Source organism: Enterobacter sp. RHBSTW-00994, from assembly GCF_013782625.1.
In the GTDB taxonomy this organism is placed as follows: domain Bacteria; phylum Pseudomonadota; class Gammaproteobacteria; order Enterobacterales; family Enterobacteriaceae; genus Enterobacter.
Genome location: NZ_CP056199.1, coordinates 4,008,718 through 4,022,973 on the forward strand (window position 1 = coordinate 4,008,718; position 14,256 = coordinate 4,022,973).

Here is a 14,256-nt window from a genome sequence, read left to right on the forward strand (position 1 = left end):
AAGGAAGCATCTTAAACTAGGCATCTTCAACGCAATAAACTTCATGGCGCTTTTTCTTCTGTTTTTATTTAAAATGGTTGTGCGATGAAAGACACACTCATTAATATAATCGATTATCGTTAAGATCTATTTTTCTCAGAAATGCTATGCCTTGCCAGCAACGATCAGAGTCTCCCGTCGCTCCCCCCGCAACCACTCCCGTCGTTTTCCCGCCCCAGATCACCTCACATTCCTTATGTATCAACACTTTCACTGAAATCCCCCGTTTCCCCGTTCGATTTTCAATGAGTGCCGTTAGCCATTTACCGCTGAACACACTTCTTATCTTTATCCCATCATCTGGATGCGTTAATAAAATGAGATTAAATCCATCTCCAATAAATACCATAAGCTGATTGTTAATGCCAGATTACACTGAGAGAGTATTCTTTTCATATTGCATCCTGAAGGGATTTGATAGTTCATTAGACATAGTCAACATCATTGAAGGAGGTAAACGTGGAGATTTACTGTTAATTATATAATGCTGAAGTTTAATCAATCATAAAAAAAAACAGATCATACCCCCTCACACCAACATCCATTAAAAAAATGAAACCACATACAGATTCACCTATATATTATTCATATAGGTTATTTATTATCTAATAAATTTACCTTCTTCACTGAAAGACCAATAGTAAACAGCACACTGTAAGTATCCCGGCAAAACGGCCCATTCACTTTTAGAGATCTTCCGACATACTGATAATGTCCCCTGAGGAGATCGCTATGCGTAAGATCCGATTCACTGAACACCAGATCATCGCTGTATTGAAGTCCGTCGAAGCCGGACGTACCGTTAAGGATGTGTGCCGTGAGGCCGCTATTTCGGAAGCCAGCTATTACAACTGGAAGGCAAAATATGGCGGGATGGAAGCGGCCGATATTAAAAAAATAAAAGATCTGGAAGACGAGAATCGGAGGCTTAAACAGATGTTTGCTGATCTCAGCCTTGAGTGCCGGGCACTTAAAGACGTCATCGAAAAAAAGCTTTAAAACCAGCGATAAAGCGTGAACTTGTCAGCTATCTGACGGCACAATTTGCCATGAGTTTACGCCAGGCCTGCAGGACGTTATCGCTGAGCAGGACGGTGTATTTTTATCAGCCTGATACCCGGCGTGATGAACCGGTGATCCATGCGCTGACTGAGCTGGCAGAACGCTATCCGCGCTACGGTTTTAAGAAGCTTTTCCAACTGCTACGCAGGCAGGGCAATACCTGGAACCATAAACGTGTTCACCGGATTTATTGCCTGCTGAAACTGAATTTTCGTCGCAAGGGAAAACAGCGGCTGCCAGTGCGTAATCCAGCACCACTGGCGACGCCGCAAGCGCTAAATCAGAGCTGGTCCATCGATTTTATGCACGACGCGCTGGTCTGCGGCAGGCGCTTCCGGACCTTCAATGTGGTGGATGATTTTAACCGTGAGGCACTGGCGATAGAAATCGACCTGAATATCCCGGCTCAGCGAGTCATCCGGGTGCTGGACAGGATCGTGGCAAACCGCGGCTACCCGCTGAAAATGCGGATGGACAACGGGCCAGAACTGGTCTCGCTGGCGCTGGCACAATGGGCCGAAGAAAATGGCGTACAGCTCGAATTTATCAAGCCGGGTAAGCCTACACAAAATGCTTTTATCGAACGGTTCAACCGAACATACCGGACAGAAATCCTGGATTTTTACCTGTTCAGAACACTGAATGAAGCGCGGGAAATTACCGAGCGCTGGCTGATGGAATATAACAACGAGCGGCCTCATGAATCCCTGAATAATCTGACGCCGGAAGAGTACCGGCTGATGGCTGAAAAACCGGAAATCTCAAAAAGTGTGTGGAACTAAAACAGGTGTGCTTACACCAGTCTGGTATGCGCCTCCGGCAGCCAAAGTCGCGCGGGCTGCTGTTCCTACGCCACCCGGCAAGGCCAGCAACGATTCCGTTCCCATTGCCGCCTGACTAGATTGTACAGAGTACATTTTCAGATAACCCAGCGCTTCGTAATAACTGCTGGCATCACCTCCTCCGCCCGGATACACCGGACTTGGTTTTAAGGCCGGTTCACCGCTGAGTAACGAATTCACCAGTTGTTGCGCTCTCTCCGGGCTAAGCCCGTAGCTGGCCTGTAGTTCATAACCATAGACGTTCAGATAGGCCGCAAGCTGTTGACGCTCAGATTCCGTCATCGACTGCGGATCTGTCTGGAATTTACCCAGTAACTCATCGCTGTGACGGTCAATATTGTTTTGCCGAACTATTTCTTTCGAAGCAGCCAGAAGGTCTTTCTCAGCCTGCTGGTTTTCAACGGCTTTATCCAGTTTCTCCCGACTCTCTGGCCCCAAAAAGTTATTCTCAACCGCATTCTTCCCGGTCTGCGCACCTGCCATGGCGTCCGCTGTACTGCCTCTGGCCACGCCACCTGCAAGCCCTGCGGCCAGTGTACCTAATGCGCTGATTGTCTGCTTCTCGGTCTCTGTCAGCTCGCTGGTTTTTTATTCTCAACTACAAATCCAAACACAGATGCCACGATCTTTGCCAGTGCTTGTTGGGATAATCTGGAGCCTCATTCAGTAAGGCAAGCAATATGCCCCATCCAAAGATTCATAGAAAGCAATAGCGTCTTTACCTTCAGCGATATATTCCACATCTATCGGTTCTGGATGTAAAGTAGGGTTTGTATAGTCACTTTCAAGAAAAGTTTTATACTGTTCTAGTACGTACAATGTTTGTTCAATAGTCAAGATGACCTGCTGTTCTTCAACATATTCACAGCCAATGAAGACCTTATTTTGGGTTACCATCACCCAATGGGCATTACCCATTCCAAAATTACCATCAGTGCTTTCTCCAGAAGATAGATTTGTGAGGTTTTTTATCCAAATCTCAACGGAATGAAGAGCATATTGGATATCGTTAGATAGCCATCCAGCAATCTCGCGTGCACCATACCCTAAAGGATTGCCACTGAGAGACTGCCTTATTTTTCCACCTATTGGTGAGAAACATTTGCCTTTGTCATTCCACCAAAAATTTATTTGATCGCTCAGCATTATTTATCCCCCTTATAAACAGGCCATGCAGTCGCACCTGTTCCATCTGGTTTTCCATAATAACCTTGTATTTCCAGGCCACTAGATGACTTACCTGTCCACATTTCTGTATTGGGAATCTTTGTCGAATTTTTAAATGCACTCTCAATTTCCTGCGCTGTCTGCCTTTTCGACCACTGTTCAGGAAAGAATGTTGTCAATGCTTTTTTACTCACCCACTGACCTGTAGCTGGATCTCTTACAGATATATATCCTGTAGCAACACCATTAGTATCAGGAGTTCCGGTCACTTTATCAATTTTAATGTTTGGATCACGAATATAGTGACCACCAGTTCCAACTTTGCTTCCATCCTTAAGCGTTTTTATCTCGCCATTAAGAATATGATCAAAGCGTATATAGGCGGTCGTAGAGCCATTCGCCGCCTGCTGTTGAACTAATTCAACAGGAGTTGGAGAGGGAGTAAAATCCTCCAGATACCCGCCTGCTGTATGAGTAACTTGCCCCTCTTTAGACACTGCAACATTAATAACTTCACCGGTCTTGGCAGATTTAAACGCCAGCGTTGTAGCCCCTCCCAATCCTACGCCAGCATACACCACTTCTGAGTATTCGGCCGGAACGCCCAACGTTTCCAGCAATTCGGCGCCTACGGTTTTGGTAGGTTTGCCAGAAGCTAATGTCTCGGATCCCGCCTGTAAGTTATCAAAACCTGAAGCGGCGACAATCGTACCTACAGCACAAGTCACAACGCCTGCACAACTGGCAGTGCCACCAATAATTTCAACAGCGCCGCCAGCGGCCTGAAGAAGCCCGAGGCCTCGAGTAGTTAGTTGATACTCACCGTTGGCGTAAATGACACCGTCCAGAATAGCGTTAACTTCCGTGTATTGGAATAATTGGACGGCAATCGTGACGTTCTCTCCGGTCAACGGATCCTTATAACTGACAACAAATTTCTCGTTGGCAAGCTGTTCACGCAGGGCTGCGTATTCAGGCTGATTGCCGATTTTTTCCAGTTCTTCATAATAGGCTTTTTCTACCGTTCCTTCGGCAAACTCAGAAGAGCATTTGAGGAGTGCACAAGCTGCTGCATTAAGTTCCTCTTTTTTTGCAATGCCTTCTGTAACTAACCTGTTAATCGCCTCTTTTTCAATAGGATTGGTGAGTGCGTTGAATTCCTGCTCGATCTGCATCCCAGCCGCCGCACTCCCCGCATCCCCACCAGATGCGCCAGCAATGCCAGCGACAAGAGAGGTTATCAAATCCTCCCACGCCTTCTTCTCCTCAGAGGTCATGTCTTCCACGGCTTTGCTTTTATCGTTCAAAATAGCATTGGCAATCACCCCCGCCGCCGTCCCCAGCCCGGCGCTGGCGCAGTCGCCGCCCTGGCCTGCCTGAGCGCCGCAGGCGGCCAGCCCTTGCAGAACGGCGCGGGCCGCTTCAGCTTCAGGCGTGCCTCTTCCGATGCTGTCCGCCAGCTTCTTGATTTCCGCCGCGCCCATGCCCTGCACGTAGTTCAGCACCGCTGCCTGGGCCAGCCCGTCAAAGCCGCCCATCACGTTGCCGCCGGTGGCCGCTGTAATCGCGGTGATGGCCTGACTGTATGCACCGCCGGGGGCCCACCTGAGGGCGTCGAGATAATCGGCGTTGGTCTCCGGGTCGATACCCTGAGCCTCGAGTGTCTTCTTCAACTCATCGGCCTCTTTGGCCTTGTTCACCACAAAGGTCCCGACTTCATTCTGGAACGCGCGGGTAATTTCAAACCCGGCGTCGATTTTGTCCTTGTCGCGCTCGTACAGGTTGTCGACCGCATTCGTTCCGTCACGGTCGCTGGAGACGTCGCGGTTAAGGCTGGCGATGGCTTCCGCCGCCGTCTGGCCAGTGCGGGCCTGCTGGCCCTCTTCGTCGCGAAGGGTGACGCTGCCGCCGCTGATGCCCGCACGAGTGGTGCTGCTGTCACTGTCGGAGGCCGACATGTAAATCGGCGTGGTGGCGCTAAATCCGCCTTCCGTCTTCGGCTGGGTGGTGGACGGGTCAGCGTTAGCGCCGGTGGTGGCGTTGCCCTTTTGGTCCTTGCCGACGCCGCCGCTTGAGGCCGTAGCGCCGCTTCCGCCATCATCGCCGCCGCCCAGCGGTATCATGCCGCCTCCACCGTAGCTATAGCCGCCGCCGATGCTGAAGCCGGAGGCATCATAGCTGGAGCGGTTTTTGATGTCCCTGGTCTCGATAGTTCCTGTGCTGAACTGGTTTTTGCCGTCTTTTGCCGCGTTGTCCGAACTGGCGATGACTGCGCCGGTCAGGTCGGTGTGTTCGCCGACGTAGACGTTGAAGCCGCCGTCGCCGGCGAACAGGCCGCTTTGCTCGGTGACGCTCCTGAAGTCGGCGTCCACCTTGTTCTGGCTGTAGCTGGCGCTGCCGCTAAAACCGTAGCCAACGGTGACGCTGCCGCTGGCGTTCCAGTCGTCGCTCTTGTAGGTGCTGGTATCCTGCAGGCTCTCGATGGTGAGGTTTTTGCCGACGTCAGCAATGATGCTTTTGCCCTTGGCGGTTGCGCCGGAGAGGGTAGTGTCGCCGCCGCTCTGGATAAACAGCGTGTCGCCCGCCGTCAGGTGGCTGTTGGTGCGCCACACGTCGTCACCCTCGGCCTCGCCGCGCCCCAGGCTGCCGTTGGCGGTAAAGCCGACGGACACGCCCTTGCCGATGGCAATGCCGACCCCCGCGCCCCAGCTGTAGCTCTCGCTGTCGCGCCGCAGGCTGTTGGTATTGTCGGAGGCCGTAAGCAGGATGTCGTTCTCGGCGATAAGGCCGAGGTTTTGACCGGCGCTAACGTCGCTGCCGGTGGCGCGAATGTTGCCGGCGCCTTCTCTGCCATCTTTGGTATTGGCGTTAAGGATGACGTTGCCGCCCGCTTGCACGGTGCTGCTGGTTTGGTTAAACAGGCTCGCGTGAGCTAGAATCCTTTAACCTTAAAAAGGCGTGATAAAATAATTCCGATACCTAATATCCCCCCCCCCACGCTCCCGATTTTTATGCCTTGTAGGACATCATTCCATGACAATTCAAATTCACCGCCCAGAGCCCATAGCACTGTAACAAAAAAGAGCTTTATCAATAATCCAGTAATAATTACAGAGAACAAACAGACAAAAAATATACAAAAATTTGCGACCAATTTTCTTTTTAAAAGATCGATTGAACAACTCATTTTTTGATCCTATCGATAATCTCTTGAGTTTCAGAGCTACCGTATTCAGTGCTAAAGGAACCAATTATGTTTCCTGTTGCTCCAGGAACTTTACTCGGCGACATTTCTTTCGATATTCCAATCAGTCCTTTTATCTCCGTATATTGTAACCTAACGGGGTCGAATTTGGGGTCCCATCCGCCAGTAATGCTTTTGCCTGCCGCATTTGTTATGGGCTTCACAATATAATTACCCACGCTGTAACCGAAACCAGCACCAACTCCACTGGTAATTGCTCCGGTAAGCGGGTCATCACCGTTAATTGTGTTGGTTAATGCCCCTCCTGCAGCGTTCCAGGCTACTGTCGCTTTCCAACCCTGACCTGCAGTGGCGACGTTTACCCAGCCAGCTATAATTGAGTTCACTGGATTAATTTCTTCACCACTCGCATATTGCATTCCCGCATTCGCTCCGGCTCCTATAACCCACATCGTTTTATAACTGCCTGGTAGCAGCGTTACGCCATAAATAGCGATAGCCTGTTTGGTAGTTTGTTCTATCTCTTCTATCTGTTGAAGCTCTTTGGCCGCTACAGCGTCGCCTGAAAAAGCTTGCTCTTTTAATTCTTCTTTGTGTTTTTCTGTTAAACGATACAGTGGATCGTCGGTAGTTTTTAGCTCATCTTGATAAGCATCAGGATGTACAGCTATAAGAAAAACATTGTTCTCCTGCTCCACCTGCATCCCCGCCGCCGCACTCCCCGCATCCCCACCAGATGCGCCAGCAATGCCAGCGACAAGAGAGGTTATCAAATCCTCCCGCGCCTTCTTCTCCTCAGAGGTCATGTCCTCCACGGCTTTGCTTCGGTCATTCAAAATGGCATTGGCAATCACCCCCGCCGCCGTTCCTAACCCGGCGCTGGCGCAGTCGCCGCCTTGCCCTGCCTGTGCGCCGCAGGCGGCTAACCCTTGCAGAACGGCGCGGGCGGCTTCGCCCTCCACTGTACCTTCGCCAATCCTGTCCGCCAGCTTCTTGATTTCCGCCGCGCCCATGCCCTGCACGTAGTTCAGCACCGCTGCCTGGGCCAGCCCGTCAAAGCCGCCCATCACGTTGCCGCCGGTGGCCGCTGTAATCGCGGTGATGGCCTGACTGTATGCACCGCCGGGGGCCCACCTGAGGGCGTCGAGATAATCGGCGTTGGTCTCCGGGTCGATACCCTGAGCCTCGAGTGTCTTCTTCAACTCATCGGCCTCTTTGGCCTTGTTCACCACAAAGGTCCCGACTTCATTCTGGAACGCGCGGGTAATTTCAAACCCGGCGTCGATTTTGTCCTTGTCGCGCTCGTACAGGTTGTCGACTGCATTCGTTCCGTCACGGTCGCTGGAGACGTCGCGGTTAAGGCCCGCGATGGCTTCCGCCGCCGTCTGGCCCGCTTCATCCCTAATGGTGATGTCGCCGCCGCTGATGCCCGCACGAGTGGTGCTGCTGTCACTGTCGGAGGCCGACATGTAAATCGGCGTGGTGGCACTAAATCCGCCTTCCGTCTTCGGCTGGGTGGTGGACGGGTCAGCGTTAGCGCCGGTGGTGGCGTTGCCCTTTTGGTCCTTGCCGACGCCGTCTTTGTTGTCTCCGCCTGAACTGTAGCCGCCGCCGATGCTGAAGCCGGAGGCATCATAGCTGGAGCGGTTTTTGATGTCCCTGGTCTCGATAGTTCCTGTGCTGAACTGGTTTTTGCCGTCTTTTGCCGCGTTGTCCGAACTGGCGATGACTGCGCCGGTCAGGTCGGTGTGTTCGCCGACGTAGACGTTGAAGCCGCCGTCGCCGGCGAACAGGCCGCTTTGCTCGGTGACGCTCCTGAAGTCGGCGTCCACCTTGTTCTGGCTGTAGCTGGCGCTGCCGCTAAAACCGTAGCCAACGGTGACGCTGCCGCTGGCGTTCCAGTCGTCGCTCTTGTAGGTGCTGGTATCCTGCAGGCTCTCGATGGTGAGGTTTTTGCCGACGTCAGCAATGATGCTTTTGCCCTTGGCGGTTGCGCCGGAGAGGGTAGTGTCGCCGCCGCTCTGGATAAACAGCGTGTCGCCCGCCGTCAGGTGGCTGTTGGTGCGCCACACGTCGTCACCCTCGGCCTCGCCGCGCCCCAGGCTGCCGTTGGCGGTAAAGCCGACGGACACGCCCTTGCCGATGGCAATGCCGACCCCCGCGCCCCAGCTGTAGCTCTCGCTGTCGCGCCGCAGGCTGTTGGTATTGTCGGAGGCCGTAAGCAGGATATCGTTCTCGGCGATAAGGCCGAGGTTTTGACCTGCGGTAACGTCGCTACCGGTAACGCGGATATTGCCGGCGCCTTCTCTGCCATCTTTGGTATTGGCGTTAAGGATGACGTTGCCGCCCGCCTGCACCTGGCTTCCGGTCTGGTTGACACCCCAGCTTTTGGTGACGTCCTCTGAACGGCTCTGGCCGTAGGTGATGCTGATGTTGATGCCGCCTGCCGACTGCGGGTTCTGCGCTACGGCGCTGCCCGCGTTGTAAGCCGCAAGCCCGGTAGTGGCCCCGGCCAGCGCCTGCATGCGGAAGTCATCGGTATTTTTGCTGGCCTTGTGCATGTCCTGCGCGGTCTGGATGGCGCTGATAACCGGGTTGGAGACGCCAAGGGTCAGGCCGTCCTGCCTGAAGGTGTAGACGCTCTTCTTCTGCCAGGCGTCGGCGGAGGACTCAATGGTGATGTCGCCCGCCGTGATGCCGATATCGCTTTCCAGCGCCTTGACGTGGCTGCCGGTCTGGCGGTAGCTGCCACCGGCGTCGATGATGACGTTGCCGCCCAGGCTACCTATAGTGCTGGATGCGCTCTGGGTGCCGGAAGAGGTGTTGTCGACCTTCTGCTGCTGGGAGCCGAAGGTGACCGTCGCGCCGCTGCTCATCACGCCAGACTTTTTCTCGTCTCGCCAGTGGCGCTCGCTGTAGCTTTCCGTGGCGGCCTGTACGGTGACGTCCCGCCCGGCGGACAGCGTCACGTCACGGTCTGCCACCGCCTGGCTTCCGGTGAAGCGAATGTCCTGCCCGGCGAAGAGGTCAAGGCTGCCCGCCGACAGCAGGCTGTCCTGCGCCTGCGTGGCCTGCCGCTCGTCGTGGGTTTCAATCGACAGTGAGGAAATCCCGCCGCGGGAGGACTGCTTGCTGTGCTCGGTCAGGTGGAAGGCGGACTCGCCGGCAGTCAGGCGGATATCCCGCCCGGCCTCAAGCGTCAGCGCGCCGTCGGTGGTCATCGTTCCCGCCCGGCTGGCGATGTCGCGCCCGGCAGACAGAAGGATATCGCCACCCGCGTCGATACGGCTGCCCACTTCGGCCTGCTGGCTCAGTTCGCGGTAGTTGTTTTTGCCCCAGTCACCGCGCTCGTGGTGGGTGGTGTTGAGCGTGTCGAGGTTGACGTCGCGTCCGGCGATAATGTGAGTGCTGCCTTGCGCGTCGACGTTGCTGACCCGGGACGCGGTCAGGGTGACGTCGCGGTTGGCCTGTAGCGTCAGTTGCCCCTGCGGACCGTCGACCGCTATCTGCGCCGTGCGGTCGATAAAACGCTCGCGGCCCGCTTCGCGCAGGGTGCTCTGGCTCAGGATATCGCGCCCGGCGTACAGCATCAGGCTTTCGCTGGCGCGCAACGTGCCGCCAAGGTTGAAAATGTCGGTTCGGGCGACGACGTCAAGCACGTCCGCGCTGACGGCGCCCAGGTTGCGCAGGTTGTCGCCAACCAGCTGTAATTCGTTGCGGGCGACCAGAGCGCCGCTGTTAACGACGTCGCCGCGGGCGTTTATCGCCACCTGCTGGCCGGACATCACCGCCTCGCCCCGGGGCGCATCGCCGGGTTTGCCGCGCACGTAAAGCTGCGGGACCAGCACTTGCTGCGAACTGCCATCGGCAAGCTGAACGGTCTGACTGACCATCCACACCATGTCGGAGGTCAGGTGCGCCATCTGTTCAGCGCTCAGCGCGATACCCGGCGTCAGCGGGTATTTCTGGGCAAAGGCAATGCCGCTGTCCATCAGGGCGCGGTATTGCGCCTCGTCGCTCTCATACCCGGCCAAAAAGCGCATGCCGGTCAGCGCCGTCACCTGCTCGCGTATCAGCCGCTGCTCGGTGAAACCGTCGCCCAGGCGCTTGTGCAGGGCGTGGGGGTCGATGTTCATCCGTTGCAGCATGTAGTCCGAGCCCAGCCACTGCTTGAAGTGGGTAAAGCGAGGGTCGGTCTCGATGAGATAAGCGCTGCCGGGGGCCGGATTGATGCGGTACAGGCCGGAAGAGGGCAATTGCAGGTTGACGCCGGTGGTGCGCACGACGCTTTGTGGGTCATCCCACGCGGGCAGCGTGACCGTGGCCATCGGAGCCATCGGGGTTACTGACGTCATCGTGGGCAGTACGATACCTTGCCCTGCGTTCGGGCTGTGGCTTTGCCAGGCCATCACGCCGAGGTCGATGGTTTCATCGGGCGGCGCATAGCGGTAGGCGCTGCTTTTTTTGCCCTGCGACGTTTTGGTGGTGCCGCGCCAGGTTTTGGTTTTTTTCTCATACCACCTCACCTGAGTGCCCACGTCGCTGACGATGCGAATGCCGGTGGTGGCCAGATTATTGAGCGCCCCGACCGATGCGCCAAGCTGCCTGCCCGCGATGATGCGGCTGTCCTGATTGTTGACCGTACCGCCTTCGATATGCAGGTTGCCGCCGGCGATGATTTCCCCCGGATTGCTTTGGATAACCTGCGTCTCTTTGACCGTGCGGTCATAGCGGTATTCGTAGAAAGTATCGTGACGAGTGCCGTCCGGCAGGATGGTCCAGTGTACGCCGTACTTGTTTTTCTGGCTGGTATCGACGTCATCCCATTCATAGCGATCGGTCTGGTCTGCAACGACCACTTCATGGTGAGCCGACTGCTCAACGATATTTATCCGGGTCTTTAGCCCGTCGTTAAGGTTGTTGAGCGTATTGACGCCCAGCCACATATCGCCGCCGGACTCAATGGTTGAGCCGGTGTTGTTGATGACGTCGGCCCGTCCGCTGGCCGCAAAGGTGGGCGTCAGCGTACCGCCGATAGCCAGGCTGCCCGCGCTGTAGATCAGGCTGTCGCCGGTGTTGTTGAGCAGGCCTGTGCCGATATCCAGTCGCTCGCGGGCGGCGATGGTCGCCGAACTGTCGCCTTCCTTGCGGTTGTTGAGCGTTTGGGCCTGAATAGCCACGGCGTCGCCGTAAATTCTGCCGCTGCCGATATTGGCAAGCGTTGTCGCCTCCAGGTGGGTCAGGCCGCCGTCTATCACGCCGCGGTTGGTGATCTTTTGCGCCACGTTTGTGTGCAGCACCCCGGCGCTGATGTCGCCGGAGGCGGTATTCTCAAGGTTTTTCGCGCTTAGCTGCATCTCGCCGGCGGCGGCAATGCGTCCGCTGTTGGCGAGCTTTTGCGTCACGCCTGTATGCAATGCCCCGGCGCCGATGTCGCCGGAGGCGGTATTCTCAAGGTTTTTCGCGCTTAGCCGCATCTCGCCGGTGGCGGCAATGCGTCCGCTGTTGGCGAGCTTTTGCGTCACGCCTGTATGCAGCGCCCCGGCGCCGATGTCGCCGGAGGCGGTATTCTCAAGGCTTTCCGCGCTTAGCCGCATCTCGCCGGCGGCGGCAATGTGTCCGCTGTTGGCGAGTTGACTCTCTGTCGCAAGCGTCAGGCCGCCGTTGGCGAGTATTTCCCCGTGATGATCAAAGGCCTGTTTCAGCGACAGGGAGAGGTCGCCTTGCGACAGCAGTTTGCCGTCGCCGCTCAGGCTGTCGGCGGTCGCGCTCAAAAGCTCCCCGGCCCAGAGTTCGCCGGCGGTGTTAGTCAGGCCGTTGCCGACTACCGACAGCGTATGGCTCGCAGCAATCTGTCCCTGGCGGTTGGTTAAGCTGTCGGTCGTGATGTTTAGCCGTTGCGCCGAGGTGACGTGGCCGGAATCGTTGTTGAACTGTGCGGCATGGAGGGTAAAGGTTCCCCCCGTGCCGTGAACGATGCTGCCCTGCTGATTGCCGAGTTGCGACGTGTCGATAGAAAATTGTGCGGCGTTGGTCGCAATCATGCCCTGCGTGTTGTCAATCTGCCGATGGTTCAGGGTCAGCGCCTGCGTGCCGCTGTGGACGATCCGCCCGTCTCGGTTGGAGAGCGTATCGGCGCTGAGCGTCAGCCGGTCAGCGGCCAGCAGGCCGCCGTCGTTGTTCAGTTTGGCGGGGGTGTAGGCATAAAGGGACTGTGTGGCGATAATTTCAGCGCCGCTCAGCGTCAACGCTTCGCGTTGGGCGCTAAGGGTCATACACTCGGCCTGTAGCTGGCTGCCGCTCGCGTCAATGCCGCTGGCTGCGATGGTCATGAATTGCCCGGCCTGCTCTTGTCCGTGCAGCGACAGTGGGCCGTTTGCCCGGAGGGTCATGGATTGCCCGGCCTGCCCTTGTCCGTTCAGCGACAATGGGCCGTCCGTTTGGAGGCTCATGGATTGCCCGGCCAGCCTTTGTCCGTGCAGCGACAGTTGGCCATCTGCCTGGATGGTCAGGTCGCCGGCGCGGCTGGCGTGGCCCTCCTCATCGATGCCCGCCGCCAGCGAACCGTTTTGGCCGCTGGTAACTTTGGCCGCCTTGATGTGGGTATGCCGCCCGGAGGCGATAGCGCCGCTGTTGCCTACCTCGTCGCGGCTCTGGATCCGGTTGTCCTCAGAAGCCCATATGCCGCCGTCGTTTTTCAGCGAACGGCTGTGAACGGTCACGTTGGCTTTACTGTAAACCGATCCGCTGTTGTTGACCTCGCCGCTGACGGTGACGTTAAGATTGCCCGCCGTGTTCAGCGTACCGCTGTTTTCCAGCCTGCCACCAGCGGTAATGACGACTTCGCCGACCGACGCCCCGATATGACCGGCGTTGCGTACGCCGACGCCCTGTTCAGTGCCGGTCAGGGTAATTTTACCGGCGTACATGCCGCCGAGCGAAGAGACGTCCAGCGCAAACTGCGGCTTATCGCCACCGGCGGTGCTGCGCTCGGCCTGTGCGGTATTGGGGGCGTCGATGCGATTTGTGCCGGTGGTGACGGTTAACTCATTGGCCCAAATCCCCGCGTTGACCTCGACGGCGCGGGCCAGCACGTCGGTGTGGTCAACGCGGCTGGCGCCCATACCGCGACCGCCGACGACGATTTTGCCGTTATCCACCTGGTAGCCGGTCAGGTTGCCCGCATTGTCAAACTGCGGCTGGCCGGTGGTAAGCGTAGCGCGGTTGGCATTGATAAAGCCGCAGCCGTCGCAGGTAATGCCAGCCGGGTTGGCGACGATAACCTGGGCTTTTTGCCCGGCTACGTCGATATAGCCACGCAGCTGCGACGGGGCACGGGCGTTGACTTCATTGAGGATGACGCGCGCGCTGCCGCTGGCCAGATTCGGGTTAGCGCCGACGTAACCGGCCAATTGCGACTGGCTGTCCTGATTGGTGCGGGCGTTGTTGAGCACCGCGCCGTCAGGGCCGACGTCGAATCGGCTGTAGGCGTTGCGGCTAACGCCTTTGCCGTTCGGGGTCTGGATGTTAATGACGGGGATGTTCGGGTTACTGCCCGCAGGCAGTACCTGCGCCTGCTGATTTCGCGGTGCGCTGGGGTCAGCGGCGATATGGCTTTGCGCATCGGCTGGCGCAATCCATACCAGATTAAGCGTGCACAGCAGTCTGAAGGCGAGAGGGCGCAGGTTGGCCGCCACGGTATTAACCTGCGGCGCTGACGGCCGTGGCGTACCGCCGTTCTGATGCCCGGTGACGAATTCGGCGACGGCCATCAGTTCGCCGCGCGCTTTGTTGAATACCAGCCGATACATGCCCTTGTTCATGATTGCGTTCCTTCGCTCAAAATCTTTTGCGTACAAAAATTACTGACGAGATGACCGTCAACCGGCTGGCCGGTCAATGCGGGCGCGATGATGTTGACGTCCTGTTTCATGGCAATCT

5 protein-coding genes are annotated in these 14,256 nt (G+C 56.6%); 1 reads left to right on the plus strand and 4 read right to left on the minus strand.

Annotated features, from left to right (window positions below):
• Positions 1 to 771 precede the first annotated feature (771 nt).
• Positions 772 to 1,883, plus strand: a protein-coding gene (locus tag HV346_RS19160) for an IS3 family transposase (protein WP_181619794.1) whose coding sequence is annotated in 2 segments (ribosomal slippage) — positions 772 to 1,033 and positions 1,033 to 1,883 — 1,113 coding nt in all. Because the reading frame shifts where the segments join, the coding sequence is not laid out codon by codon here.
• On the opposite strand, the gene HV346_RS19165 is transcribed toward HV346_RS19160, so the two are convergent.
• The 4 genes from HV346_RS19165 to HV346_RS19180 form a co-directional block, all read right to left on the minus strand.
• On the minus strand, positions 1,863 to 2,426 hold the full coding sequence (locus HV346_RS19165) for a VENN motif pre-toxin domain-containing protein (protein ID WP_249415109.1): 564 nt from the start codon (positions 2,424 to 2,426) through the stop codon (positions 1,863 to 1,865). The two genes, HV346_RS19160 and HV346_RS19165, sit on opposite strands and share 21 nt — an antisense overlap.
• Positions 2,427 to 2,606: 180 nt before the next feature.
• Complete coding sequence (locus HV346_RS19170) at positions 2,607 to 3,089, minus strand: hypothetical protein (RefSeq protein ID WP_181620760.1); 483 nt, start codon at positions 3,087 to 3,089, stop codon at positions 2,607 to 2,609.
• On the minus strand, positions 3,089 to 6,007 hold the full coding sequence (locus HV346_RS19175) for a hemagglutinin repeat-containing protein (protein ID WP_181620761.1): 2,919 nt from the start codon (positions 6,005 to 6,007) through the stop codon (positions 3,089 to 3,091). Before HV346_RS19175 ends, HV346_RS19170 begins: the two co-directional genes overlap by 1 nt.
• A gap of 286 nt (positions 6,008 to 6,293) precedes the next feature.
• A complete protein-coding gene (locus HV346_RS19180) occupies positions 6,294 to 14,138 on the minus strand; it encodes a hemagglutinin repeat-containing protein (protein WP_181620762.1) in 7,845 nt (2,614 codons plus the stop codon).
• Positions 14,139 to 14,256: the final 118 nt, after the last annotated feature.